General features: G+C 43.3%; 28 protein-coding genes. 11 read left to right on the top strand and 17 right to left on the bottom strand.

All coding sequences use genetic code 11. The annotated features are described in order from the left end of the window. Positions 1–155: 155 nt before the first annotated feature. On the bottom strand, positions 156–365 hold the full coding sequence (locus tag GM182_RS00140) for a DUF2922 domain-containing protein (protein WP_449186573.1): 210 nt from the start codon (positions 363–365) through the stop codon (positions 156–158). Between the two features lie 13 nt (positions 366–378). Beyond that, a complete protein-coding gene (locus GM182_RS00135; protein ID WP_449186572.1) occupies positions 379–573 on the bottom strand; it encodes a DUF1659 domain-containing protein in 195 nt (64 codons plus the stop codon). A 189-nt stretch (positions 574–762) separates the two neighbouring features. Here GM182_RS00135 and GM182_RS00130 point away from each other — a divergent pair, with 189 nt between their 5' ends. The 3 genes from GM182_RS00130 to GM182_RS00120 all read left to right on the top strand — a co-directional run bounded on the left by GM182_RS00130 (position 763) and on the right by GM182_RS00120 (position 3468). Further along, positions 763–1845, top strand: a complete 1083-nt coding sequence (locus GM182_RS00130; RefSeq protein ID WP_449186571.1) for an aromatic amino acid transport family protein — start codon at positions 763–765, stop codon at positions 1843–1845. Positions 1846–1912: 67 nt separating this feature from the next. Continuing rightward, positions 1913–2770, top strand: a complete 858-nt coding sequence (locus GM182_RS00125) for a damage-control phosphatase ARMT1 family protein (protein ID WP_449186570.1) — start codon at positions 1913–1915, stop codon at positions 2768–2770. Between the two features lie 5 nt (positions 2771–2775). Then, positions 2776–3468, top strand: a complete 693-nt coding sequence (locus GM182_RS00120; protein WP_449186569.1) for a HesA/MoeB/ThiF family protein — start codon at positions 2776–2778, stop codon at positions 3466–3468. Positions 3469–3636: 168 nt separating this feature from the next. Here the strand turns inward: GM182_RS00120 and GM182_RS00115 are convergent, their stop codons facing one another. Then, positions 3637–5829 (bottom strand): methyl-accepting chemotaxis protein, encoded by a 2193-nt coding sequence (locus GM182_RS00115; protein ID WP_449186568.1) that lies wholly within the window; start codon positions 5827–5829, stop codon positions 3637–3639. 197 nt (positions 5830–6026) lie between these two features. Here GM182_RS00115 and GM182_RS00110 point away from each other — a divergent pair, with 197 nt between their 5' ends. Continuing rightward, on the top strand, positions 6027–6872 hold the full coding sequence (locus tag GM182_RS00110) for a KaiC domain-containing protein (RefSeq protein ID WP_449186567.1): 846 nt from the start codon (positions 6027–6029) through the stop codon (positions 6870–6872). Next, the gene (locus tag GM182_RS00105) at positions 6859–7602 is read left to right on the top strand and encodes a class I SAM-dependent methyltransferase (RefSeq protein WP_449187305.1); all 744 of its coding nucleotides are present in this window, start codon (positions 6859–6861) and stop codon (positions 7600–7602) included. Before GM182_RS00110 ends, GM182_RS00105 begins: the two co-directional genes overlap by 14 nt. Here GM182_RS00105 and GM182_RS00100 read toward each other — a convergent pair. Then, positions 7599–8504: a DUF4349 domain-containing protein gene (locus tag GM182_RS00100; RefSeq protein ID WP_449186566.1), complete on the bottom strand. Its 906-nt coding sequence runs from the start codon at positions 8502–8504 to the stop codon at positions 7599–7601. The two genes, GM182_RS00105 and GM182_RS00100, sit on opposite strands and share 4 nt — an antisense overlap. 558 nt (positions 8505–9062) lie before the next feature. On the opposite strand from GM182_RS00100, the gene GM182_RS00095 reads away from it, so the two are divergent. Continuing rightward, positions 9063–9245 carry a YvrJ family protein gene (locus GM182_RS00095; RefSeq protein ID WP_449186565.1) on the top strand — a complete coding sequence of 61 codons (183 nt, stop codon included), beginning with the start codon at positions 9063–9065 and terminating at the stop codon, positions 9243–9245. After that, the gene (locus GM182_RS00090; RefSeq protein ID WP_449186564.1) at positions 9217–9672 is read left to right on the top strand and encodes a glucosaminidase domain-containing protein; all 456 of its coding nucleotides are present in this window, start codon (positions 9217–9219) and stop codon (positions 9670–9672) included. Before GM182_RS00095 ends, GM182_RS00090 begins: the two co-directional genes overlap by 29 nt. Before the next feature lie 367 nt (positions 9673–10039). Here the strand turns inward: GM182_RS00090 and GM182_RS00085 are convergent, their stop codons facing one another. Beyond that, positions 10040–10192: a hypothetical protein gene (locus tag GM182_RS00085; protein WP_449186563.1), complete on the bottom strand. Its 153-nt coding sequence runs from the start codon at positions 10190–10192 to the stop codon at positions 10040–10042. Positions 10193–10390: 198 nt separating this feature from the next. Between GM182_RS00085 and GM182_RS00080 the strand changes: the two genes are divergently transcribed. The 3 genes from GM182_RS00080 to GM182_RS00070 are packed head-to-tail and all read left to right on the top strand — an operon-like array spanning position 10391 to position 13098. Then, a complete protein-coding gene (locus GM182_RS00080; protein WP_449186562.1) occupies positions 10391–11134 on the top strand; it encodes a hypothetical protein in 744 nt (247 codons plus the stop codon). Then, positions 11118–12302, top strand: a complete 1185-nt coding sequence (locus tag GM182_RS00075) for a M20 metallopeptidase family protein (protein WP_449186561.1) — start codon at positions 11118–11120, stop codon at positions 12300–12302. Before GM182_RS00080 ends, GM182_RS00075 begins: the two co-directional genes overlap by 17 nt. Before the next feature lies 1 nt (position 12303). Then, positions 12304–13098, top strand: coding sequence for an alpha/beta hydrolase (locus tag GM182_RS00070; protein WP_449186560.1), 795 nt, complete (start codon positions 12304–12306; stop codon positions 13096–13098). Positions 13099–13111: 13 nt separating this feature from the next. On the opposite strand, the gene GM182_RS00065 is transcribed toward GM182_RS00070, so the two are convergent. The 3 genes from GM182_RS00065 to GM182_RS00055 all read right to left on the bottom strand — a co-directional run bounded on the left by GM182_RS00065 (position 13112) and on the right by GM182_RS00055 (position 14692). Further along, on the bottom strand, positions 13112–13483 hold the full coding sequence (locus GM182_RS00065) for a hypothetical protein (RefSeq protein WP_449186559.1): 372 nt from the start codon (positions 13481–13483) through the stop codon (positions 13112–13114). A gap of 131 nt (positions 13484–13614) precedes the next feature. Then, positions 13615–14016 (bottom strand): hypothetical protein, encoded by a 402-nt coding sequence (locus tag GM182_RS00060; RefSeq protein ID WP_449186558.1) that lies wholly within the window; start codon positions 14014–14016, stop codon positions 13615–13617. A gap of 43 nt (positions 14017–14059) precedes the next feature. After that, positions 14060–14692 (bottom strand): hypothetical protein, encoded by a 633-nt coding sequence (locus GM182_RS00055; protein ID WP_449186557.1) that lies wholly within the window; start codon positions 14690–14692, stop codon positions 14060–14062. 156 nt (positions 14693–14848) lie between these two features. On the opposite strand from GM182_RS00055, the gene GM182_RS00050 reads away from it, so the two are divergent. Further along, positions 14849–16531, top strand: a complete 1683-nt coding sequence (locus GM182_RS00050; RefSeq protein ID WP_449186556.1) for a methyl-accepting chemotaxis protein — start codon at positions 14849–14851, stop codon at positions 16529–16531. 533 nt (positions 16532–17064) lie between these two features. Here the strand turns inward: GM182_RS00050 and GM182_RS00045 are convergent. The 9 genes from GM182_RS00045 to dnaA form a co-directional block, all read right to left on the bottom strand. Further along, positions 17065–17454 (bottom strand): hypothetical protein, encoded by a 390-nt coding sequence (locus GM182_RS00045; protein WP_449186555.1) that lies wholly within the window; start codon positions 17452–17454, stop codon positions 17065–17067. Between the two features lie 327 nt (positions 17455–17781). Then, on the bottom strand, positions 17782–18480 hold the full coding sequence (gene cuyB, locus GM182_RS00040; RefSeq protein ID WP_449186554.1) for a cysteate racemase: 699 nt from the start codon (positions 18478–18480) through the stop codon (positions 17782–17784). Beyond that, positions 18461–19690: a dicarboxylate/amino acid:cation symporter gene (locus GM182_RS00035; protein WP_449186553.1), complete on the bottom strand. Its 1230-nt coding sequence runs from the start codon at positions 19688–19690 to the stop codon at positions 18461–18463. Before GM182_RS00035 ends, cuyB begins: the two co-directional genes overlap by 20 nt. An 872-nt stretch (positions 19691–20562) precedes the next feature. Further along, positions 20563–21201, bottom strand: a complete 639-nt coding sequence (locus tag GM182_RS00030; protein ID WP_449186552.1) for a PP2C family protein-serine/threonine phosphatase — start codon at positions 21199–21201, stop codon at positions 20563–20565. Positions 21202–21956: 755 nt separating this feature from the next. Further along, positions 21957–22580, bottom strand: a complete 624-nt coding sequence (locus tag GM182_RS00025; protein WP_449186551.1) for a PP2C family protein-serine/threonine phosphatase — start codon at positions 22578–22580, stop codon at positions 21957–21959. Next, positions 22570–22797 (bottom strand): S4 domain-containing protein YaaA, encoded by a 228-nt coding sequence (yaaA, locus tag GM182_RS00020; RefSeq protein WP_449186550.1) that lies wholly within the window; start codon positions 22795–22797, stop codon positions 22570–22572. The genes GM182_RS00025 and yaaA overlap by 11 nt, the downstream gene beginning before the upstream one ends. Positions 22798–22888: 91 nt before the next feature. Next, the gene (locus GM182_RS00015) at positions 22889–24013 is read right to left on the bottom strand and encodes a DNA polymerase III subunit beta (protein WP_449186549.1); all 1125 of its coding nucleotides are present in this window, start codon (positions 24011–24013) and stop codon (positions 22889–22891) included. Next, complete coding sequence (locus GM182_RS00010; RefSeq protein ID WP_449186548.1) at positions 24004–24270, bottom strand: hypothetical protein; 267 nt, start codon at positions 24268–24270, stop codon at positions 24004–24006. Before GM182_RS00010 ends, GM182_RS00015 begins: the two co-directional genes overlap by 10 nt. Then, positions 24267–25619 (bottom strand): chromosomal replication initiator protein DnaA, encoded by a 1353-nt coding sequence (gene dnaA, locus GM182_RS00005; RefSeq protein ID WP_449186547.1) that lies wholly within the window; start codon positions 25617–25619, stop codon positions 24267–24269. The genes GM182_RS00010 and dnaA overlap by 4 nt, the downstream gene beginning before the upstream one ends.

Below are 25619 nucleotides of genomic sequence, written 5' to 3'. Positions count from 1 at the left end.
AAGAAAGTTTCCATAATCATTCACAATATATACGGCAAGCTCATTGCAGAAAAAGACTCAAGAAACTCTACAATCGTCCATAAATCCGATACTCTCAGAGAAAAAACAAAAAGGGCCACCCTAAGGTGGCCCCTGAAAGGAGGGAGTAGCCTCGGTTAAAAGAGTTCTGTGCGACTTACTTCCTCAACGTAAGCAGACACGGCAGAATCTGGAATACCAGTAGAGCCCTGAACAACATGAGAAGCAATAATGTTATTCATAGCTGTAGATACGGTCTCCGCTGTCAGCCCATCTTTAGGATAGGGCAGTGTCATTCTCAGGGTCTTGCCCTGGTCGGTCTGAAAAATCATAACAAGCCTCTTCATACCTTACACCTCCTTACTCAACATCTTCAATAGTCGTGACAACGACATCGTCAAATGTCATGTCACACACGGACTCGATAGCCCCTTTAAATGTGCCAATGTTCTCATCGGTGGCATCGGGGTTAAACCTGCGGACAGAAAGAGACCTCTTCTTTCCATCCTTCTCGTACACCAGTCTCAAAGCCTTAGAAACTACTGTTCTTGCCATCTTTCATCACCTCCAAGGATATAATTACATACAAATTTATATCTCTAACTTATCGGTATATAACAAAGAAGCTTATGACATTAGGCGTTTCAATATATGCATCAGACATGCAAATACTGTATGTATACACATCCTACTTTTGCATAACATGGTATTATCACGGCGAGATACAAAAGGGAGGTGGTATATATGAGACACAAGCTATCTTTTACAGAGGCTCTACTTCTGCTTATAGGCACCCAAATAGGTGCCGGTATATTGGGGCTACCTTACATTATGAAAGACAGCGGACTTATGGGGATAGCCTTAGTGGTACTGATGGGCATTATCACAATGATAACGGCCCTATTCATACTGGCATGCATAAAAGAAGACGAAGATACGACTCTCACCGACCTGGCATCTTCTCGTTTGGGAAAGTGGGCTGGTATCCTCACATTCCTCAGCATTGTCCTATACGGCTATGGAGCCCTCATAGCCTACATAGCCGGCAGTGGAGACATTTTATCTACAGCCCTGCGCATCAATCCTACTATAGGGGCTCTACTGTTCTGGGTTATTATGAGTGGTATTGTGTTTATGGGACTGAGGGCATCGGGTAAGGCAGAAGTGCTTATTGGCATATCCCTACTTGTGGCACTGGGTATCTCCATAACCCTTGTCCTGCCCTCCGTGAAAGCAAGAAATCTCATGACATGGGACATGAAAAATCTTCTTCCACTTATTGGCGTTAGCATGTTTGCCTATGCCAGCCACCTCATAGTGCCAGAGATTAAGACAGGAACAGACAAAGAGACGGCCAAAAAGGTTATCATATGGGGCTTTTTCATCCCCATGGTCTTCTACGCCCTGTTTGTGCTGGCATTCGTCGGTGCATTTGGTAAAGATGTGCCACAGATGGCAATGATGGCCATATCAGGTAAATTTGGTATACTCGGCACACTGCTGGGCATTCTTGTGCCCCTCACGGCTATTTCTACCAGCTTCATAGGTATAGCCTATGCCCAGATGAATAACATTAAGCAGCTTATAGGCAATAAGCTGCTTGCTTGGCTTCTTGTTGTCGTGCCTCCTATATTCATATATCTTATGGGGCTAAGGAGTTTCACAGGTGCACTTTCTGTAGCTGGCTCATACGGCGGTCTGATATTCGCCGGCATCATACCGGTGCTTTTATACATAAAAGCCAGTGAAAGAACCTCCTACCGACACTTGGCATATTCCTTGCTATCCCTGTTTGCACTCGTATTTATCGCAAACCTTATGCTATAGCATGTGGAGGGACATCGAGCCATCTTTCTTCTATAATAGATACACAATATAAGAAAGAGGTGGTGCTATGAAACTGTATCCGCTATGTGCTTCGTGCAATCTGGGAAGCATGGCAAAGCTTATGGATATCCTTGATATAAGAGAAAACAGGTGGGCCATCATGCAAAGACTCATGAGGTTAGGTTCTGAAGTACCTGAAGATGCCAAACCTGTAGAGCTTTACAAAGTACTATACACAGAGCTAACAGGTGGCAAGATTATAGACATATACAAAGAACAGAAGAAGCAGATGAACCACTCGGTGCTCCAGATATACCCTTGGCTAAAGGAACTTGTAAAACAGGCTGAAAATCCCATCAAGATGGCAGCCCGATTGTCTGTGGTAGGCAACATTATCGACCTCGGCGTTCACGGACACCAGTGGGGAGATATCAAAGAGGAAGTAGAAAGTCACCTTGATATTCATTTCTTCATAGACGAAAGGGACACTTTCATAGACATGCTAAAAGATGCAAAGACAATATTTCTTGTTGCCGACAATGCCGGTGAGATTGTATTTGACAGGCTGCTACTGGAAACAATAAAAGAGGCATACCCAGAGATTGACATCAAAGTTGGCGTCAGGGGAGAACCTCTGCTTAACGATGTCGTATATGAAGATGCCATAGATGCCGGTATACCGAAAGAATGGATTATAGATACAGGTGTAGACCTGCCGGGCTTCGTGCCATTCCGTGCCAGAGAGGAAGCCCTAAAACTCCTTGAAGAGGCAGATATTATCATAGCCAAGGGACAGGGTAACTTTGAAGGACTCTCGGAGGTGGCCGGTGACAGACTGTTTTTCGTGCTGAGGGCCAAATGCCAACCCGTTGCCTCTGAGTGGCATGCACCTGTGGGATCGCTTATATTCTCCCGTTTGAGGTGATGTATATGAATGAAATGTTTGTGGTACAGGCAAAGTTTATTGGGAAAGAATCGCAAAAGAAACTTGAGGGTAAAACTGTTGCCATTGTAGGCTGCGGGGGACTGGGAAGCCCCCTTGTGCAGATGGCAGCACGCAGTGGCATAGGCACACTGATACTTATAGACAACGACAATGTATCAGAGTCTAATCTTGGAAGACAAATACTGTATACAAGAGAGCATATCGGTAAACCCAAAGCCGAAGTGGCGGCATCTATAGTAAAGGCTATAAATCCCGATATCAATGTAATATCCCATGTAGAAAGGCTAACATCTGACAATATGGATACCCTTCTGAAAGATGCCGATGTCATACTAGATGGCACAGACAACTACAAGACTCGCTTTATCATGTCACGGTATGCAGAAAGGGAGAAAAAAGATTTTGTGTTCGGTGCCGTTGCCGGTGCATATGGCATGGCAAAGGCATTTCCCCACACAGAGGGTATATATCTCCACCATGTTATGAACCCCTCTTTAGAGACAGCAGAGGCTGTACCTACAGCAGAAAGTGGCGGGCTCGTGCCAAGCATACTCTTGTTCATTACAGGTTTTATGTGGACAGAGGCCCTGAAGATGCTCATAGACAGATATGACCTTGTTAATACTAAGATGCTCATAGCCGACCTGTTTCAGGGAGATATTAAGATGTTGGGATAAAAGGGGGCTGTAGCCCCCTTTTATCCATACCACATGGGTTTTAGACAACCCTACATACAAGAGTAACCTTTAGCCCTGCAGTATGCTATCGGTAATACTTGCCAACCACCACCATTCTTTTCCATCTCTAAAAAAGAGGGGGTAAAGCCCCCTCTTTCCACACTATGGTTACACTCTGAACTTGCTTGCATCCTTATACAGTCTATCGGCTATCTCTGTAAATTCCTTAGCAGCATGCTCAATCTTGGCCATATCTTCCTTCAGTCTGTCAACATCACCACTGAGAGCCTCAACCTGCGTATCAACCTGATGCATGAGAGAGGCAACCTCTTCGATAGCACTGCGCACCTCTGCTGTGGTAGCACTCTGCTCTTCAGATATGGCTGCAAGGGACTCTACCTGTGTATTCATCTCAACAATCTTAGAAACTATGTTTTCAAACTTCTCTCCTGCAGCCTCTGAAGCTTCTCTTACCATACGTACACTATCGCCAATACCATATGTGCTGGCCTTAACATTCTCAGCATCTTCCTTAATACCGCTGAGTATCTCGGCAATTTTCTGGACAGACTCTTGGGTATTCTCCGCCAGCTTTCTAATCTCATCGGCAACAACGGCAAAGCCTCTTCCTGCCTCACCGGCACGGGCTGCTTCTATAGCAGCATTAAGGGCAAGAAGATTGGTTTGCTCAGCTATATCAGAGATAGTACCAACAATCTCACCTATACCTTCACTGCGCTCAGCTAGTCTATCGACAAGAGCCTCTGCATCCTTTACGGCAAACTCTGTATTCTGCACAAGTCCTATAACATTTTCAATGGCACTCTGCCCCTCTCTAGCAAGAGAGGTAACCTCTGCACCAAATGTAGACAGGCTTGTAGCGGCATTTGCCACCTCATCGGCACTCTGCTGTAAGGCAACGGCACTGTCAGAAACACTTTTCACCTGAGATGATGCCTGCATCATTTGGGTTCTCACATTGCTAAATGAAGAAACCATACCATCTAGTGTTTGCATACCAACCCTTGTTATACTTACCAGCTCATCACTACCTTCTTTCAATATCTTTGCAGAGCGAAGAATCTCTTTCACCATATTTCTCAACCCGGCTATGCCACTACTAAGCCCTTCCACAATGGCTGTAATCTCGTCATTGCCCTTTACACGAAGATCAACAGCAAGATTACCTGCAGCCAATTCATCGGAGATTTCTTGTACAACCGAGAGTCGAGAAAGAACCTTATACTTGAGGATATACCACATAAGCACTATAAGGATAAGGGTAAATATGGCAAGCACACCCATAGTTGGCATGACAGCACTCATAGCTATAGCCTGCATATCATCTTCATAGAAGGAAAATACTGCCATGAGGTCGGTGCCAGGTATTTTATAGAAGAAACCCAATTTCTTGAATATCTTGTCTCCATGACCGGGCTTTGTGTAATAGTAGTCAAGCCTAACAAAATTCTTACCGGTCTTTTCCATGAGTTCCCAAGCTTTCTTACCAATGTTCTCTCCTGTTTTCTTATCTATACCCTGGAACTGTTTTGATCTGTCAAACTCAACCCCAGTATCATATTTGGGGTGAATAATAAGATATCCATCTTTATCCATAATAAATGGATAGGCGTTTAGGAGCCTAAACGAAGTGATAGACTTGCCAACCCTCATATACATCTGTTTCTTGAATAGCTCTGCATCTCTATATACATCATCTATATAGTCACCTGTGGCAACAATCCAACCCCAAGGCTGAAAATACTTGGCATAGGTAATCTTGGGAAAATATTTATCCTCTGGCTCTCCGGGCTTTGTCCACACATAATTTACAAATACACTACCATTCTTCACAGCACCATCAACCATTTCCTGAATAATAGGCTTGCCATTGGGATCCTTCAAATCCTTGACATTCTTCCCAACCAAAGAGGCTTTGGGGTGAACAAGCATAGTATAATTTGTATCGACTACAAAGATATATCCACTACCTCCATCGTACCTCACTCCAGATATAAAGTCTATAGCCCTACGCTTGGCCTGAGATGCCGTAAGGAGACCTTGCTCCTCCATCTTGTACAGATTCTCTAAAGACGCATAAACACTGTCAACAATAGACTCAAGCTTTTCCTTAGCATGGTCCTTGGCCTTATAAAGATAAAAATCACTTGCTGCATCGGCTATATAAACCTGACCTGCTGTCAGATTTACAACACCTTCGGCGGACTGCTCTACCATTGTGTAGACCTGCTTCTCAACATTGTCTTTAATAACCCAAGCAACAACAGATGCCACAATAAGAGAAACAACAATAAAGATAGCTATGGCACCAAGAAGCAGGCTTCTGCGGCGGTTTTTCACCGTCTGCACCTCCTTTAAACATTTTTATAAGGTATTAGAAGGAATTACATTTCTTCCATATATCAGTATAAAACATAAGTATTAAATTGGCAATTTTTGTTAAGGGTTATTCTCTTAACAAATATAGGAGTGAACTTATGGCAATCCTGGTATGATAAAAATATACAATTCTTTTTATGTAGAGGGGGAACATAAAGGTGAAAGCTGAAGAGTTTCTCATGAAAGCCTCTGACTTAAAAAACCCACCTAAATTGTTCGGTTTTAAGACTGGAGTACCAGGTCTTGACGACATGTTTTACACCGTTGAGTGGACAGATGATAGGCCTGTGAAAAAGTCACTGGGGGGTATACCCGCATACTCTGTTGTCAATCTTACAGGCATGCCTGACACCGGTAAATCCTTGATAGCAGGGCAATTTGCCATTAAACAGGCATCACTGGGATACCCTGTGCTGTTTGTTACCACAGAGACACCGGCAGAGTTTCTCATTGTATCTTTAAAGTATCGCGCACAGGCTATGTGGATAGAGTGGGACGATGTCAAAGACAATATATGGATTGTCGATGCCTCCAGAACATCAACACTGAGAGAAGATATTCCCACACTGCTCGATGTCATGGAAGAGGGAATAAAAACCGGTGGCACCCACTCTATTGTCATAGACTCCATAACAGGTCTATTTGAAGATAGAGAGATGAAGGCTAGAAGTATCGTCAGACAGATATACTCCTTTGCCAAGACACACAGGCAAACAACGATACTTGTCAACCAAAAACGTTCAGGACACGATGAAATATCACCAGAAGCCGCTGGTGGTTTTGCCGTTGCCCATATAGCAGACGTCAACATTGTATTGTGGAAAATCACCGTCATGAAAAAGTGGGAAGTAGATTTGTACAAGGCTCCTATTGGTTCGCTAGTACGCTTTATACGCATAGATGGCTGCCGTGTCTCGGGCCATGACCCCAGAACCCATTTCTTTGAGATTACGGAAACAGGGCTTGCCAAGGTGGGTCCTGTCCTTGGTGATGAAGATGAGTGAATATTTCAGCAATTTATACTTGAAATTTTGGGGACCAAAGCTTGACAGATTAGCAGAAAAAGAGGTGTCAGACATTCTCGGTATATACGAGGTCTATGTAGGAAGAAAACCACAAAAAGTATTTGATCTCGGAGCCGGTTGGGGTAGACATATGCTCATTTTCCATGAAAAGGGTATAGAACCGTGGGGTATAGAGAGAGAAGAGATTTTTGTTAAACACTTTAGAGAGACAGCGCCCAATGAGATTAAAAACCACCTTATATATGAAGATATTACCCAGTGGCAGATACCAGAGGATATGCAAGGTCAATTTGACCTTGCCCTATCATTGTTTTCCTCTATAGGTTGGTCTGACGACAACAAAGTATTTCAAAAGGCACACGATATTCTTAAGCCCGGAGGTATATTCATTGTAGATACCGACAACAGAGATGCCTATGTTGTTAAGCCTCCATCCCGCACATGGCAAAAAGTAGAGGGTGGCATAGTTCTTGATAAACACCGCATAAACTGGAAAGACAGTATGCTTATCACCAAGCGCGAAATCCATGCAGAAGATGGCAATATATACACCTTGAATAGGCAAATGCGACTATATAGCCTCCATGAGATCGTGGCAATGGCAGAGAATACAGGGCTAACTTTTCTTGGTGCATTTGGCGATCTCCATATGGGAGGATGGTCTATCAGGGCAGGAAGAAATGTTGTGGTGCTGAAGAAGGAGGGTTAACTCTCCTTCTTCAGCTTCTTATACATGTTGTATATATACATACCCAACCACATGACAATGAAGAACAGTGGCACAACGATAATAGTGGCCTTGATGAGGGCTAAAAATACATTCCACAGCATAAGAAAACCTGCCTTTAGGGCATTTTCCAAATCTTCAATATACCAAGGCTTGGGTTTAGGAGTCTGAGAAGTTGTAGACACAGTAATACGGAGTGTAGAATACGTGGCCCTACCCTCTATGTACTGCATCTGTCCCTTTATACTCTCTATCTGGGCTATGGTCTGATCAAGATATCTTCTTACCTTTAGCATTTCATCAACTGTCTTTGCCTTCTGCATCAGTCCAAGATAAAAATCCTTCTGGCTCTCAAGAACCTGCAGACGGGCTGCAAGATCTATATATTGAGCCGTTCTATCTTCAGAGGAAACAGATATCGATACATCTTTAGAAACTCCCTGAAGTTTATCTACACACATGTCAAAGTTCTCTACAGGCACCCTGTACACAGCAGAAAAATATGGATATTCTCCCTTTGTTATCTCAGAAGATTGGGGCATTCCACCACATGAGGAGACTATAGTTTTAACGGTTGTAATAACCTTATCAAACTGATCCTTTTCCACAGAAATAGTAACATTACCAGTCTTGATAATCTTTGGTTTCATATCTATATTGGTAGACACTGAAGACTGAGAGCGAGACTCTCCCGATGCCAGTGTTTCCTGCATATCTGAATACCCACTCTTTGCCAGTGGCATACTCTTCACGACATTATCAGACATACCAGCCTCATATGATGGTGCAGTCTTTTGAGACGATGGCATACCCTGGGCTACAAATAAAAAAACACCTGTAACAGCGAGTATTAAAGCAATAAGCACCTTATAGCGTAGTCTCATCTTTATCACCTCCAACATGTATACGCACCATTAGGCAGAAGGTAGCGATACATTGTTATAGCATTAAAAACTATCAACACCGATTTTTACAGAGGACATCAGGAAGGGTAGGGTACACATGCATAATAGGTCATCTATGAAAAAAAACCTAACATAAATAGCCATATACCCATCAGTAACCTAATCACATTAACACACCCATATGGCCCAAAGAACAATCATCACATAACACGCAGATGTTATATGTTATGTAAAGTGTTTAGAATTTTTGTCTTATTATGCAATAGCATTTTTACATAAACAGACATAATACAAAACTTATTACCAAGATTATTCGGGCACATCATTTATGCGAACAAATATATATCCGTTATTATTCTAATTTTCACATATTATCACTAATAACGGTAGATATGTAAACTATAGAAAAATAAATAACACATATCCATGAAAAATAGTCCTGTTATGTAAATGCGTAAAACCCACAGAAACCCCGAAATAAGGAGAAAAGCGCTAGACATAGTATACAAATATACTCTTTTCATGGAGGTGATAACCATGCAAGACATTATTAGTCTTATCACAAACTTGGGATTTCCCATATTTGTCAGTGTATATCTCATGGCAGAGCTGTCTACAAAGATGGGAAAACTCGACAGTAGCATTCAGAAACTCAGTGGCGAAATAGCTTTGCTTAAGGAGGTGCTGAGAGGTGCAGTGGAAACTAACAATCAAAAGTGAGCTGCGCATTCCCACACCTCTAACATCGTCAGATCTCAATGCTCCCGTAAAAGGCACCTCACTCGCAGGACTAGGAGAAGTATGGAAATATGCCGAATACCGATACAACATAAATGCCCTCTTCCTCGCTTCACTGGCGATATTAGAAAGTGGTTGGGGACGTTCAAAACTGGCACAGAAGAAAAACAATATCTACGGTTTCATGGCATATGACCGATCACCTTACGCTTCTGCAAAAGCCTTTCCTTCTAAGGCCCATTGCATCATACATGTGGCACAGTATTTGGATAGGGAATATCTTACTCCAGGCGGAAAGTTCTATAATGGTATTACACCTAAGGCCATAGGAAAGTTTTACGCATCTGACCCCGACTGGGCATATAAAGTATGCAGGGTTGCCAATCTATCTTTTAGTCCTTCATTTTAACCTGTATATCCTCTTATTTGAAACTTTAGGCATTATGACACATGGATAACTGTAAGGGGGCCTGTATGGCCCCCTTTGGCTTTATATAGCAGAACATAACCCAGTCATAAGACATAGAAATACACATAATTTAGCCACAGTTAGCTTACACTTCAAAGCCATAAAACAGGATAATCACTAAATAGCATATGTGAGAGCTAACTATAACAGGTTTCTTTCTTTTTAGAAGTCACTTATGCTCCTATGGCATAAAGTCATATACTCAATATTCTATCTAAATGGTATTTCACAGAGCAAAAGAGGGGGCAGGTACCCCCAGGGCATGGGGAAAGGGGAGCATCATTAGACACTCCCCATTTGATCAGCCTTACAGGGCTACCAGCATCACCCACCGTTCCTTACGCACCCCTACAGCTTTGCCCTTTAAAGGGCGGGAGGGTCTCTCCCCTCCCGCTGCGCGACGGTGCGTTGTGGGCAGCGTCTTGGCAGACCTGGAAGGCTTCTTCTCTGCCTTCTTCATGGCCGCCACCTCCATCCCTGGACAAATACGCCATCCCTGGCTCCAAAACAGTTATCGGAAGAAAGAGGTATTTCTGAAGTGCTGGCATAACTCCTATATAGAAAAGCTTTTTCTACCTCCTGAAAGCCGTAATTCACCTTATTCCTTATATACACTTCGTGCTATCATTGAGTAGGAGTTAAAAAGGAGGGGTGGGCTATGGCAAGGAAGAAAAAGGGCATAAAGCCCGGTGACCTCATCATTTTCGGTATTGTTATGCTTTTTGGATTCTTACCACTGGGTTTACTCATGATAATACTAGGTATTATATGGGCTATATCGGAAAGCAAGAAAAAAACAGCAAACCATCGAATATCTACAACATCCCATTCATCGTCAATAGACAAACTGTTTAAAAATCCGAATACATACAACAAACAGACACAAGAATATCAACCTCCTATACAAGAAAAAGTGGAAGACATGAGCTACACCCACAAGGAATACACATCATATACAGATAGACAACAAACACCACAAGAGGAATACACATATACATCATCACACACAGAGGCAGAAGCAAGAGATAGAAGGAAAACGGCTTTTAGCGGAATACTATACCTCCAGACGGACAATATAGGCAATGCCATTGGTCTTATGAGGTTGGCACGTAAGCTGGCAGGTATCAAGAAAATTGTCATAGAGGTCTCAGTAGACAAAGGGGCAGAGATTATGGGGGTAAAAGAAAAAGATGGCCACATACGGATAAAAACAACCTCTGTAAAAGACGCCATAGATTTCCTTAGAAAAGCATATGCTCAGTGGGGCCTTAAAGGTATAACATTACATATATATTTGAAAAAGATAGACACACCAGAGGTAGAAACCTTGCTGGAAATAGCACAAAGCACTTATGGTGCAAGCAAGGGAGAGGGAGGTGGAAAACATGTACTCACAGTTTAAAAAACTTGTGAAAGATGCCATCAGAAAGGCAGACATTGAAAAGAGACTTGATGAGATTATCACCTACAGAAGAGAGTTGCACCAGATTCCAGAGGTAGGCCTCGAACTACCAAAGACCAAAGCCTATGTGGAAGAAAAGCTTCGCTCATTTGGGCTTGAACCCAAGCATGTGGGCCCCGGTATTGTTGTGGACTTTGGAGAACCTCCTTATGTGGCACTAAGGGCAGATATGGATGCCCTACCACTTCAGGAGCTCAGAGATGTGCCGTACAAATCCAAGCATGACGGTTTCATGCACGCATGCGGACATGATGCCCATACAGCCGTACTACTGGGTGTAGCACATCATTTTGCAGAAAATCCACCAGAGCGAGGTGTTAGATTGGTATTTCAACCTGGTGAAGAGGGATACTTTGGGGCTAAATACATGGTAGAGGCAGGGGTGTTAGAAAATGTAGAGGTCATCACAGGAGCCCATGTCGGTGCCTTGGGTTGGCCCGGGGTCAAACCGGGAACAGTTATCTCTAAGCGTGGTCCATTCATGGCCTCAGCCGATGAGATACACATATCTTTTAAGGGGAAGGGTACCCATGGCAGTATTCCTCACACAGGCATAGATCCCATCGTTCCCGCTGCCCACTATGTCATGGCCGTATACAACATGAGGGCTAGGGAACTCAATCAGACGCATCCCGTTGTTATCACTATTGGCGAAATACATGGAGGTACCACTCACAATATCATTCCTGAAGAAACTCACATGTCCGGGACAGTCAGAACAGTAACTCCGGAAGATAGACAGTATATAGCCACAAGGTTAGAAGAAATTGCCAAGAGCATGGGTAAGATGTACAAAGCCGATGTAGAGTTTGAGTACAAGTGGGGTTATCCGCCACTACATAACACACCGGAAGTTGTCGATGTTATAGAGAAGATAGCCGTAGCCACAGAAATACCTTATGTAGAGGCTATCGAACCTGTAATGGGAGCAGAAGACTTTGCATATTATACCCAGCGTGTACCCGGTGCATTTTTCTTTGTCATAACAAGTAATCCAGATAAGGGTATCACCGCACCTAACCATAGCCCCTACTTTGATATCGATGAGGACCTATTGTGGATACCATTCTACATATTCCTTGAATTTGTAGAGGTATGGGGGAAATAGTATGGCACAGGTGAAGGAGGTAAGGCTTTACACATATCAGTGGAAGGCAGAGCCCCCTATAGGGGTCTCTGTGCTTATCATTCATGGCCTGGGAGAGCATGCAGGTAGGTATAAATCTTTAGTAAAAGCACTCAACGACAATGGAATAGATGTATATTCATTTGACCTACCGGGACACGGTAAAAGTCCTGGCAAGAGGGGACATATCGCCTCTTTTGACGCCCTACTTGACTACATTGGTAGATACCTTGACAAGATAGGTGGCACAAGGTTTGTGCTGGGGCATTCGTTAGGAGGGCTTATAGCCCTAAGGTCAGCTCAAGAACATGAAGAAAAAATCAAAGGGGTTATAGCCTCCAGTCCGGCCATCTACATAAAGCCTGTATCACCACTGCTTCAGAAACTGGCCATGATACTAGATAAGTTCTTACCCACCGTGACATTATCAAATCAGATAGATGCTTCCGCCCTTTCCCGTCGTAAGGAAGAGGTAGAGGCATATGTAAAAGACCCACTGGTACACGACCGCATATCTGCAAGGCTCTACGGAGAGATGGTTAGACATATAGATATCCTGTGGAAACAGGCACCAAACAGCAATGCACCACTACTTTTACAAGTTGGTACAGAAGATAAAGTGGTGCCTCCCGTCAGGGCAGATGAGCTTATAAAAACATGGAAGGGACAATCTACATACAAGGCCTATGAAGGGGCTTTTCACGAACTATATGAAGACCCATACATAGGTACACAGGCCATAGCAGATGTTGTAGATTTCATAAGGGAGAGCGTATAATCCGCTCTCCCCCTTACTCTTCACTTTTAGCACCATCAAACAATATCCCCACAGCACCAAATAGTATAAGACCATCTATAAAAATACCCAGTATACTTACAGGATCTCTTTTGACAAGCACCATGCTGACCATGCACAGAACCGTTACCAACACTATTTTCCAGTGTGTAACATAGCCCGTATCCAGTACGCTCTTGGCTACATCGTATACCAAATATGCATATGCAAACCACAGCAAAAATATAAACGATAAGAAAACCATTGAAGACAAAAAGGTAGCAAACGAGGTAGAAACCCATAACACAAGCACAACATCTACTACAAGCCATGCAAATAGAAGATATGCCCCATAGAGCATGGATTTAGCATACAGATATTTAGACATACTTGCTTCCCTCCCAGGCAACATTTTTACAAATAACATAACTATTATAAAACAATTTACCCTTCATGAAAAGAGAATACAAAAAAACAAAAGGTAAAAGAGAAGGGGGGCACGCCCCCCGAGGAGAAAAACTATCCTTCTTCGGCAAATAACATGGCAGCGGCGGCAAATATGAACAAACCGTCAATTAAAATGGCTATAATAGTTCCTCCCCTGAAATGCAATAAAGAATTCAGTAGTCCCAATGCACTAAATATCAGTACGACCCATGCTTTCCACTCTGCAAAAGTCTTACTCTCTAAATACTCCTTACCTGCAGAATACATAATCCAGACAAAGAAACCACCAACGACAAGCTCAATGATGGCCATAATTAGTCCAAGTAAAAAGCCTTTACCTGCAAGTTCAACCGGTAGAAAAGCAGAGAGCATAGAACCACCCACAAGCATTGCCAGTGCTCCCAAAACTACAAATACTGCACCTACATAAGAACCATAAAGAAAAATCTTGGCGCCAAGTGTCTTATTCCACATAAATGGCACCTCCTTTCAAATGATAATAAAAACAACCTGCCTTTTACCTTTCAGCAAAAGGCACAAAGGCAGAGGAAATGAGGGACATATCAAAGGGATCCATATCTAGCCTGCCATAAACTCCGACACCTTCATTACGACCAAATACAACCTCTGTGGCAAAGACCACATCAAGCTTGGCATCGGCCTTCTTGATGGCAAACTCCTGGGGAATATAAATTTTCACATCGCAAAAACCTTTCTTCACGAATGTAGGCACAGGTACAAGGGCCCTGACTGTGGCACCAGATGAACCATCTGGGTCAAGATACAAGATGGACATCTTCACACCACCACATACCATAGGAATGGCAAACGGTTTCATGGCTACATTTCCATCAAAGGCATCCTCTGCATAGACAAACTCGGTATCAGGGTAGACTGTAGCCTGCTTTTCAGGGGAAACATAAACTCCACCTGTACCAAAGAATATAACACCGGCAGATGGCATAAAGAAAAATTTGGCATCGAAGTATCCGGGGATGGGTGCATCTGTACTAACAGTGAAGTCTTCTTCCGATATATCAATAACATCACCCCACGCTGAAAAGCGGGCAACACTATTGACTTCAAGGGAAAACAATATCTTAGCTCCCTTGTTCACAACAAGATTCCACGGCTTTGTTCTTGCACCCATCAACATATCCCTCCATGGTTATTGTACACTACAACACACGTGAAACTCTATCCAAGTAAGGTTATAGTATGAATAGAATCATTCCAAAACTGATACAATACAAATGTAAAGGATATTATTTACTTTTGAATTTGATTTCATAAGGAGGTGTTCTCCGTGACAAGGGTGAGAACGAAAATACTTATGCCCCTCATTATTATGCTTGTGATGTCCATCATTGGGTTTGCATTCAATGCCTACATGATTGACAAGATCTTTGATGACGGTGCTGTCATTAATGTTGCAGGTCGCCAGAGAATGCTAACGCAGCGCATGGCAAAAAATGCCATGATGGTCTATGCCAGTGTAAATAAGGATAACGCTTTAAAGGAATTGGCATTGGCCAGAGACCTATTTGATGTATCCCTCAAAGCCCTTATAGAGGGCGGTCAGACATATGCAGACCTAGATATGACCCAGAAGACAGCCCCCTTACCACCTGCGTCGGGGGCACCTCTTCAGCAGCTGAAAAAGGTACAGTCCCTATGGGAACCCTTCAAGGCAGCTGTAAACAAGGTTGAAGAGTCACAGGGTGCAGACAAGGAGGCCATACAGTACATAGCCGATCACAATAACGAGCTCCTTGCAGAGATGAATAAAGCTGTAGGACTGTTCCAAGACGCATACGAGGCAAAACTTCATACCATTAACGATATATCCCTCGGTATACTCCTCATAAACATTATCATCATAGGACTCTTCTTCTTCTATTTCGAGGTTCAGATTACCAGACCTCTCAGACAGCTTGAGGCCGCTATGGAAGACCTTGCCGAAGGAGAGGCAGATCTCACCAGAAGACTACCTGCAGTATCGAAAGATGAGATAGGCAGGATATCTCTGTACTTCAACAAGTTTATGGACAGACTACAGAATCTCATCAAGTCCTTTGTAGAAGCTGTTGAGCAAGGATATGCATATATGGAAGAGTTCCATGCGGAGATTACCTCTCTTGAGGAAGCCTCTAAATTTATCGAAGAAGTCACCGACGAAATCACTGCCTCCATTTCAGATATGTCTATCAACATGGAGCAGATATCCGACAATGTTAAACAAGTTGCAGACTCTGCCATTGTCGTTGCAGAATCGGCAACAGAGCTCTCTAGCCATATGAATGGCGTTGTTATGGAGGTAGAAGAGGGTAATCAGGTAGTAGAAGATGCACAGGGCAAGGTCACTATTGTAACCGAGAAGGCTCAGACAATGATGGAAAAAACCGATGCCCTTGAAAAGTCTGTCAATGCTATTGGCGACATCATTGATGTTATATCCTCCATTGCCGAGCAGACCAACCTTCTTGCCCTCAATGCTGCCATAGAGGCTGCCCGTGCCGGTGAGGCAGGTCGTGGCTTTGCCGTTGTGGCAGATGAGATTAGAAAGCTGGCTGAGGAAACACAGCGCTCCACCGAGGAGATAGGTGCAAAACTCAAAGAGATTATCTCAGCTACAAAGGAAACAGCCGGATTCTCCAGAGAGGTTGGAGAGGCTATTCAGTCTGTCGGTGAGAGCATGAACCGCATTGTTGATATCTTTGGCAGCATACTGGAACATGTTCAGGGTGTTACCCAGAGAACAGAAGACCTCGCCGCAGTTGCCGAAGAGCAGTCTGCAACAGCAGAAGAAATCTCTGCCGGTGTTGAGGTTGTATCTCAAAACATTGAATCTATAGCTAAACACATGGAAGAGATCAACGAAAAGATCAATTCCTTTGCATCAGATGTTAGAGGTCTTGCCCAGAAAGAAAACCTTATCAAAGAGATATTCGACGACTTGGCCAATAAGGCTTCTCAATTTAATGTGTAATACCACAATAATAAACACAAGAGCCCCTGCGTACGCGGGGGCTTTTTACATACTATGTGAGATATAACTTGTCCGTTTTTTCTTAGTAGCAACTTTGTATAGTTTGTTATTCCATAGGCCTATAGTCCTATAGCCTGAACCTTCTTTTTAATGCCCTGCACAAAGCGGAAAAACATACAAATCTATATTAGATACACCCCAAACCAAAGGTAGAGAGACATTGCCTATATAGGGTTTTATCCCCTCATAAACAGATGCACTTTTTACTAGATCTCTTGACCAATAATCAGGAGGCTAAAGGATAAAGTTCTTTCAGACACATTTTATACAAACCGGAAATACCGAAAAGCGTTGCCTTATCAAAAATCATCCCTATACGGTTATCACACTATCAAAATATAGTACTAGCACATCTTCATACAAATGGAGATATACTATATTCTCGCTCTTTATCTTGAGGGAAGATTACTAGAAAAGTGGAACATCAGGGCTTCTTATAAAAACAAACCTGTTGACACGATATTTCTCTGTTTCTACTTTATCTTCAACTTGGGCTTTGTCATAGCCCAATCGGGATGTATAGCCCCATAGATAGCAGAAAAAGAGATAATAAGCATGAGTATACGAAAAACATCATCGGTAACAACAAAGATATCAAGAAATGCCAGAACAGACAGTACCCAGTAGCCAGCAGAGACAAGTTTCATGTTTTTAACACCCAACCCATCCATAACAATATTCCACAGTAGAAACGGGACTGTTAACATAAACATGCCATCGTGAAGGTATCCAAAATTTTTCTGCATATAACCCTGCACTGCAACAGCCAACCCAAACGGTATCATCAAAACAAGCATATACGCAATAAGTCTCTTCAACCACACAGTAAGCTTTGTATCGGCACCAGTTTTACATGTCTTCACATAACCACCTCCACAGGTGTATTATCTCACATAAGCCTGCTTTTCTACTAAAACCACATCTTAAACGTATATCCTTTACGCATCGATTGAAGGGAGACTCTTACCTTTTTCACTCCAAGCACACAGCAACATCTAATAGCATCTTTTCTCACATGGAAATCAGAACACAATAAGCTCTGGAAAGAATAAACTTTTTCACAGATAAAAACAACTAAACGGTGAATCAGTAAACTACAAAATACTTTCCATATACCAAGACAAGTTGCTTCAAGTATAAACGAATACAAACAACCCGATATAGCATCTTCCTATGTTTCCCCGCGGAAACTATAACTTGTCTAAACCGTATGCCTCCCTGACAATGCCCTTTGCCAGGGCAAGTGTGGCATCAATAAGTGGCACAGGAGATGATAATTTATTACCCACAAGAGGAATCTCCGTACATGCCATGATAAGGGCAGCAGTCCCCTTATCCACCATGTGGTCTATAACACGCTGGATAAGTATAGACGGTCTATCATACACACCTGACTTTATTGTATAAATAGCATCCATGAGCATGGTAAGGTATCTCTCATCAGGATATATGACATCATATCCAAAGCCCTCGTATATGTGACCCTTCACCGTGCCTACTGTTCCCAGCACACCAACAGGCCCTTTTACTTTATGGGAGGCAACCTCTCGCATAGACTCTCTGGCAATATGTAGCATATACACACCTGTCTCTTTGACAATGTCCTCATAAAAGTAATGGGCTGTGTTGCACGACATGGCAAAGATCTCGGCACCGGCTCCTTTTAATCTCAAGGCAGACTCTATGAGGTAAGGGAGGGGATTTTCTCCCCTCCCCAAGATGTAGGCCGACCTGTCGGGTATCTGGCTGTAGTTATCAAGAATGACATGGATATGTTCCTGATCTCTCTTGGCCGGCGAGAGCTTAATAACCTTATACACAAGATCTACACCGGCTTCAGGGCCCATTCCACCAATAATACCTACAACCTTACTCGGCATAGTAGACATTTTCGTCTAGCTCTCCCTCGCTCTTTGCAACAAATGTGGCACCTGTCAGGTCACCGGTAACATTAAGGGCTGTTCTTGCCATGTCAAGGAACACATCGATACCGGCAATAAGGGCCACACCCTCGATAGGCAGTCCAATAGATTGTGTAACCAGTGTCAGCATAATAAGACCGGCACCGGGCACACCAGCTGTTCCGATAGATGCCAATGTTGCCGTGACGACAACCATAATCTGCTGAGATAGTGTGAGGTGCATACCATAAACCTGGGCAATAAACAGTGCCGCAACACCCTGATAAAGGGCTGTTCCATCCATGTTAATGGTGGCACCAAGAGGTAGCACAAATGAGGCTATAGACTCAGAAACACCAAGTTTCTCCTTGGCAACCCTCATGGTAACAGGCAGTGTTGCACTACTACTTCTTGTGACAAATGCTGTAAATGTAGCCTCAAAGGCCTTCTTGAAGAATACCCATGGGTTGAGTCGAGCAAGTAGAGACAACACACCTGTGTATGTGATAAGGGCATGAAGAATAACACCAATATAGACACCAAGAATGACCTTTGTATAAGGGAGAAGGATAGCAAGTCCCTTGGTACCTACAACCTTGGCAATAAGACCAAACACACCAAATGGTGCCCACCACATAACAATGGCTGTCAGCTTATACATTGTCTCTGCCACACTATCCATAACATCCAGCACCAGCTTACCCTTTTGACCTGCCATCAGAGCTGCTATACCAAAGAACAGTGCGAACACGATAATCTGAAGCATGGCACCATTGGCCATTGCCGCCACAGGATTCTTTGGGAAGATATTCAGGAACACCTGATAAAGCGATGGTGCCTCCTTACCGGTAAACTGCAGTCCCTCTCCAATCTGCATACCGGCACCAACCTTCATAAGGTTACCGAGAATAAGACCAATGGTAACAGCAAACGCAGTTGTAAGCAGATAGTAAAGAATGGTTTTGAGACCAACTCTACCAAGCTTCGCTGGATCACCAATAGACGCTACACCCACAACAATGCTGGAGAACACCAGAGGAACAATAAGCATTTTCAAAAGCCTAATGAAGACATCGCCCATCCAGGCAACCCAGATGACATTGTCTTTACCCAAGATAAGACCACCAACAATACCTAGGGCAAAGCCCACAAGAATCCAAACTAGCAGTTTCTGGGAAGACCCCTTTTTTTGAGCCATGATATCACCCCCTTCATTAATATTGTAAACATATTTATGCACAAAATAGCATATCTAAAGCATATAGGCGAATACTCCACATTGGTACATTCCAATACACATCTTCCTACACGCTATAGAAACCTCTGTGAATCACAGCTCCAACATCCGTGGAGATTGACATATACATATTTATACGCGCAACCAACCCAATAAAAGTATAAGTTTCCGCGGGGAAACTACAATATGTTTAGTATTCATAGCTGTGATGTTCTATCTGCGCAAAGAATATCGCTAAATGTCATCATCAGCCTATTCAACAATATCTTTGAAATTACGCGGGGCTTCACAATGCAAGTTATACAAACTGCTTTGCGCCACACACTTGCATATAAGATTATGCTACGAATACACCACAAACTTGCGAACAAAAAATTCTCTGGAAACATCCTTATCTCAAAACCCTATAGAATAATATCCTTGGTAAAACCACATATAACATGTTTCCGCGGGGAAACATAGAACATGCCTTCAACCTCTACTCACATACTCAACATGCAAGGCTATATTTTATAAGCACCATACAGAGGCAACATAAAAGGCTTATTTCGTCTTCAAAGAATCTTTCAAATTGCAGACCTATACAATTGCGGAGATAACATATATCTATCTCTTTTGAATACCCCTCACCAACGATAAGTTACATATAAACATAAAGTATAAGTTTCCGCGGGGAAACCTTTTCATTTACATCGCATACAGGCCACAAATGCATAGTGGAAATTCTCAATTCATTTTCAAAAACAAACATTCCTTACGAAGAAAATATATGTGAAATCTAAAATGTTTCCGCGGGGAAATATATAAAAGGGGGAGAGCTTCTCCCCCACTTACTACTCTTCTACAGGCTCTATAACAATTACTGTTACATTGTCAGAACCGCCTCTGTCAAGAGCTTCCTGAACAAGGTCGGCACCTTCGAGGTATTTCTGACCAATATCTTTAAGAGATAAATGGGCTGTAAGTCCATCTGTTGCCAATATCACAGCCTTAATCTTGTCAAGTGGTACCCTAACTTTATCGTAGAAGAAGTCACAGGGCTTTCTACCACCAATAACACTGGTAATACGGCCTGTATATGGCTCTGCATGCGGGGTGGAAATAAAAGAAGGCTTGCCCTCTTTGTCAATGAGGATAGCTGGAGAATCGCCAATCCAATAAACATCGACATAATCATCACCCAGTACTGCCAATGTCAATGTTGTTGCACAACCCGGATGGGCCTCTCCAACCTCTTTACACGCCTTCTGCATGGCCTCTTTAAAGGTCTTCTCATCGACAATCTCTTTAACATGAGAAACGGTGATAGCAGATGCCACCTCACCTGCAGGGTGACCTCCCAAACCATCTGCCACGGCAACAGCGTGTGGAGATTCTAAGATACCCTCAAATCCACAATCAGGATAAGCGGCGTCTTCCATGTTCTCGCGAACAAGCCCTTGATCGCACTTTACCCTTACACGGTACTTCATACCTATCCCCTCCTTCCCTCTAATAACAACCTATATAATAACACCAAAGTGATATAGACAAAAGGCACTATTAATCAAAGGGTAACAACAACACCACAAGGCTATAAACCGCATATAAATCTCGTGAGGCCCTCTCAACCATTACGTAGATAACTACTATATGGCACCTCCAGGAGAAAATCCGTTCTAGAAACCTTTGAGAATACAAACAATAAGCCATAAAGATATATCTAACCGATCATGAACAGGGCCATCATCTTGCAAACTAGATTTTTAGGACAGAACACAGAAAGTGAAAAAAATCACCATCAGTGTATAAAATACCCCGAAAGATGGAGGTGGACAACATGAAGGAGAAAATGACAAAAGTGAAAAAATCATCTTAGTAGTGATTTTACTTCTGATAGGTATATATCTGCTTGTCCACTAATATCCTCTTCCTATCTCCATTCATGTGTCCATAATACCGCTGGTACCTAATAAAAGGAATCGTTAGGAACACCTTGATTTACGCTACAACCTCAACAATGTCGAAGCAGTGGCAACTATTACAGCAGTAACGGAAAAAGCTCAACATGAAATTGTACTGTCAGCATACGCCCTCAATTCTGCATTATCAAACATTACAGGTGTTGCTCCAACAATACCGAAGTGGTAGAAGCACTATTAAAATTTTGGGCACAGCAGATCTACACTAACAGGCGCATGGGAAAGCATAAAATTAATTACTGTACAAGCACAGGACACCAACCTTTTCACAGAGGCCATGCAATTACAAGGGCCATGTTATCAACACCACCCTCAAGTAACGCCTCTTCTATAAGGTCGGCACCTTCTATAAACATCTGAACGATCTGAGGTATAGAAAAATGGGCTGTGAGGCCATCAGTAAACAGAAGCAAGGCCTCAAGGTCAGCCGTGTCCACTGAAACTTTATCAAACTGGGGAACACCCACGCCAAGCACCCGTGTAATATATCCTGTAGCAGGGTGCACATGGGGTTTTGTAAGAAGCCTATATTCTCCTCCGCGTAGTATGGCAAGGGCATGAGAATCTCCTATCCAGTAGACAGAGATGTTCTCATCTTCAAGGACTGCCACTGTCAATGTTGTGGCACTACCGGGAAAAGTACTTTGTATGTCAAGATGGGCTTTTCGCACCTCTTCCTTAAATGTCTCTTCAGAAAAGATATGTTCTACATAGCGCACTGCAATGGCAGATGCCACCTCTCCACCGGGAAGTCCACCTACCCCGTCAGCTACAGCGATGGCACAAGGGGTCTTTTTGATACCATCAAAGCCACATGGGGGATACGCACTGTCTTCCATATTCTGTCGCACATATCCCTGATGACAAAAGCTTCTTATTCTATACTTCACCCTCTCCCACCAGCTTTATACGATAGTTCCATATCTCCACAATGTCACCGGGCCGGAGCTTTCTACCGCGGCGGGTTTCCACCTCTCCGTTAACCTTTACTTCCCCAGACTGAATGACCATTTTGGCCTGGCCCCCAGTAGGCACCAAATCTAGCACCTTGAGAAGCTGACCAAGTGTAATATACTCACCCCTAACGCTAAAAGTGATCTCTTCCATTGTTCTCACCCCTCACATGTATTCTAATGAAGCTTAACAAAAACACAAATAGGCCCCCGAAGGGACCTATCTGTATAAGGCATATACTTTCTTATCTCTTCACAGGCATTATCAATACCTGAACGCGTTCCTGGTCGTCTTTAGGAGATAGAAGGGCTGGCACATGCTGAGAGACGAATATCATCTGTGTCTCATCAAAGCCCTTCATAGAACTGAGGGCATCGGTGAGAAATTTGGGGTTAAATGCCAGTGAAAGAATTTCTCCTTCAAAGTGGGTCAGAGGAACAAAGTCCTCATAGTATCCGACATCAGGCACATCGGCCTTGATAATAAGACTGCTACCATCTGTGGTAATATCAACACCCATAACGACATCGGCCCCCATAAACTCAGCAGCACGGCGGAGCACCTTCATCAGTTCGTCGGTGTACACAGACACTATCATGACAGCCTCTTTGGGGAACACCCTACGCCAGTTAGGGAAAGAAGCAGTTGGTGGATCAGTAATAATGGTAACAGGTCCATAAGACAGGGCTTGTCTGCTATCTGCAACTTGTACCTCTACATCATATATCTCTTCCCAGTCCTTAATGGTGCTGTGTAGAACCTCTAAAGGCTCTACCCTGACGGTAAACATCTTAAGGCCCTCTTCCCACTGGATATCCTCATCTCTGTAGACGGCAAGCTTGAAACCATCGGTGGCAACAGCCGCTGTAGAACCTTCGTCTTCCAGTTCAAAGTGGACAACACCAAGAGAACCACCCTTCTTGTCGGCAAAGGGCCTAACCCTTGTCATAACTTCCTCAAGGAAGGATGGTTTCATCTTAACAAGGTGCGTTTCAGCCGGCATCTCAGGGAAGCGTGGAAATGCGGAGCCGTCCACCACGGAGACCCTAAGCTTAACCTTGCCAGCCGTTAGCACCGCACCACTGGAAGTTGCTTCAATGACAACCTCATCTGCGTCGTTGTCTTTGAGCACAGTCCTCAGGTGGCTAATGCTAATACCCACTTCGCCGTCGCCCTCGGCCTCGGCGTTGGTTTTGATGGTGATGAAGTTCTTTAAATCTGTCGCCTTGACTTCAACAACACCATCTTTTACAGAGAACAGCAGGGCAGATGTGATGTCAAATGCGCCTGCTCTCTTTGAGAGTATTTTCTTGCCGATATCCAGGATTTTCTGTATGTCTTCTACTTTGAATACCATTTTTATGCCCATAAGGCACCCCTCCTTATCGTCTCTTTCATTATATAAGTCTTTTTATTGGAAGTTGAAGAAGATACGACATGTGTATCTGTGGATAACCTATTATTTCTGTTGTATGCCTGCAAAATGGCTGTTGGTAGGTTGTGGATAATATCCACATAGTTTTCCACATTTCCACATAATGTGATGTTCTCAATTGTCCTATGTGGATAAGTCTGACTTTCACATATGTTATCAACAACCCAGTTTTTAGTTATCCACATCATCATAACGGTTTATCCACCCCTAATATCTGCATAATCTCCCTGACATCTCTTTTTGTGCGACTGTCTCTTTCTATAAGATTGCGTATCTTGTCATAGGCGTGCAGCACTGTTGAGTGGTCTCTTCCACCAAAGGCGCTGCCTATCTCCGTTGTTGACATATCAAGAAGTTCTCTGATAACATACATGGCAATCTGTCTGGCATATGCAATATTCTTTGTGCGACGTTTTCCTTCGAGGTCTGATATTTTTATGCCAAAATAGTCTGCCACTGCCTGCTTGATGGTCTCGGCGGATAGCTCTTCTTTGGAGCGTTTACCGGCGAACAGATCAGGAAGTGCCTGTCTCACGATGCTTTCGTCGGGTACCTCTATACCGTTCATTTCCATGTATAGTATGAGCTTGTTGAGGGCACTTTCCAGTTCTCTAACATTGGAATCTATCTCAGATGCTATGATGTCAAGTACCTCTTTGGGGAGGGATACCCCCCTTTCCTGTGCCTTCTGCTCCAGAATGAGGACCCTTTCTTCCAGCGTTGGCTTGGAGATATCGGCGATAAGTCCCCATGCAAAACGGGTCCGGAGCCTTTCGGAGATTTTTTCCAGCTCCTTGGGGCTCCTATCGGCTGCAATGACAATCTGCTTTTGCCGTTCGTATAGCTCATTGAATATATGGAAGAACTCTTCCTGTGTCGACTCGCCTTTGGTAAGAAATTGTATGTCGTCAACAAGGAGCACATCTATTTCCCTATACTTTTCTCTAAATTCACTCTGCTTGTCGCTCTTGATGTGGGATACATAATCCTCTGTGAATTGCTTTGCCTGCATGTACTTTACCTTAAGATGTGGATATTGCTTCTTCACGGCATTGCCAATGGCATGAAGAAGGTGGGTTTTTCCTAGCCCTACCTTTCCGTATATAAATAAGGGATTATAGACAAGGCCGGGCTTTTCTGCTACCTTTTTGCTGGCACTGTATGCCAGCTTGTTTGATGGACCGGGCACAAAATTATCAAATGTGCGGTTGGGATTGAGCCCGTCTTCCCCATATGAAATCTTTGGTGGCACCGTCTTGGGAAGTACTGGCTCAGGTTTCTCTTCCTGAGGAGGCTCTTCCACTACCACCTCTATTTCTACTGAAGGTATATTCATGACCTTAGCAAGTGCATCTTCTATAACAATACCGTATTGCTCTTTGACTTTTTCTTTGGCGGTCTTGTTTGGTACGGCCAGGATGACTTTTTCACCATCTATATCTTTAATAGACATCTGGTTTATCCACAACTGATACACTCGTTCACCCAATGTTTGGGAGAGCCTTTCTTTGACTGCATTCCAAATCTCTTCTGTGTTCAA

The organism is Zhurongbacter thermophilus, from assembly GCF_026184435.1.
Classification (GTDB): Bacteria; Coprothermobacterota; Coprothermobacteria; order Coprothermobacterales; family JAADFF01; genus JAADFF01.
The sequence above is the reverse complement of the archived record's forward strand: the minus strand, read 5'-3'. Positions and strand labels throughout refer to the sequence as shown.

Bases quoted from the DNA above. Each gene is read 5' to 3' on its own strand.
- GM182_RS00075 (WP_449186561.1), top strand. From the start codon at position 11,118: ATGTACTCACAGTTTAAAAAACTTGTGAAAGATGCCATCAGAAAGGCA.
- GM182_RS00070 (WP_449186560.1), top strand. From the start codon at position 12,304: ATGGCACAGGTGAAGGAGGTAAGGCTTTACACATATCAGTGGAAGGCA.
- GM182_RS00140 (WP_449186573.1), bottom strand. From the start codon at position 365: ATGAAGAGGCTTGTTATGATTTTTCAGACCGACCAGGGCAAGACCCTG.
- GM182_RS00130 (WP_449186571.1), top strand. From the start codon at position 763: ATGAGACACAAGCTATCTTTTACAGAGGCTCTACTTCTGCTTATAGGC.
- GM182_RS00095 (WP_449186565.1), top strand. From the start codon at position 9,063: ATGCAAGACATTATTAGTCTTATCACAAACTTGGGATTTCCCATATTT.
- GM182_RS00010 (WP_449186548.1), bottom strand. From the start codon at position 24,270: ATGATGATGTGGATAACTAAAAACTGGGTTGTTGATAACATATGTGAA.
- GM182_RS00105 (WP_449187305.1), top strand. From the start codon at position 6,859: ATGAAGATGAGTGAATATTTCAGCAATTTATACTTGAAATTTTGGGGA.
- GM182_RS00035 (WP_449186553.1), bottom strand. From the start codon at position 19,690: ATGGCTCAAAAAAAGGGGTCTTCCCAGAAACTGCTAGTTTGGATTCTT.
- GM182_RS00125 (WP_449186570.1), top strand. From the start codon at position 1,913: ATGAAACTGTATCCGCTATGTGCTTCGTGCAATCTGGGAAGCATGGCA.
- GM182_RS00100 (WP_449186566.1), bottom strand. From the start codon at position 8,504: ATGAGACTACGCTATAAGGTGCTTATTGCTTTAATACTCGCTGTTACA.
- GM182_RS00080 (WP_449186562.1), top strand. From the start codon at position 10,391: ATGGCAAGGAAGAAAAAGGGCATAAAGCCCGGTGACCTCATCATTTTC.
- GM182_RS00055 (WP_449186557.1), bottom strand. From the start codon at position 14,692: ATGGGTGCAAGAACAAAGCCGTGGAATCTTGTTGTGAACAAGGGAGCT.
- GM182_RS00030 (WP_449186552.1), bottom strand. From the start codon at position 21,201: ATGAAGTACCGTGTAAGGGTAAAGTGCGATCAAGGGCTTGTTCGCGAG.
- GM182_RS00060 (WP_449186558.1), bottom strand. From the start codon at position 14,016: ATGTGGAATAAGACACTTGGCGCCAAGATTTTTCTTTATGGTTCTTAT.
- GM182_RS00135 (WP_449186572.1), bottom strand. From the start codon at position 573: ATGGCAAGAACAGTAGTTTCTAAGGCTTTGAGACTGGTGTACGAGAAG.
- GM182_RS00120 (WP_449186569.1), top strand. From the start codon at position 2,776: ATGAATGAAATGTTTGTGGTACAGGCAAAGTTTATTGGGAAAGAATCG.
- GM182_RS00065 (WP_449186559.1), bottom strand. From the start codon at position 13,483: ATGTCTAAATATCTGTATGCTAAATCCATGCTCTATGGGGCATATCTT.
- yaaA (WP_449186550.1), bottom strand. From the start codon at position 22,797: ATGGAAGAGATCACTTTTAGCGTTAGGGGTGAGTATATTACACTTGGT.
- cuyB (WP_449186554.1), bottom strand. From the start codon at position 18,480: ATGTCTACTATGCCGAGTAAGGTTGTAGGTATTATTGGTGGAATGGGC.
- GM182_RS00085 (WP_449186563.1), bottom strand. From the start codon at position 10,192: ATGAAGAAGGCAGAGAAGAAGCCTTCCAGGTCTGCCAAGACGCTGCCC.
- GM182_RS00015 (WP_449186549.1), bottom strand. From the start codon at position 24,013: ATGGGCATAAAAATGGTATTCAAAGTAGAAGACATACAGAAAATCCTG.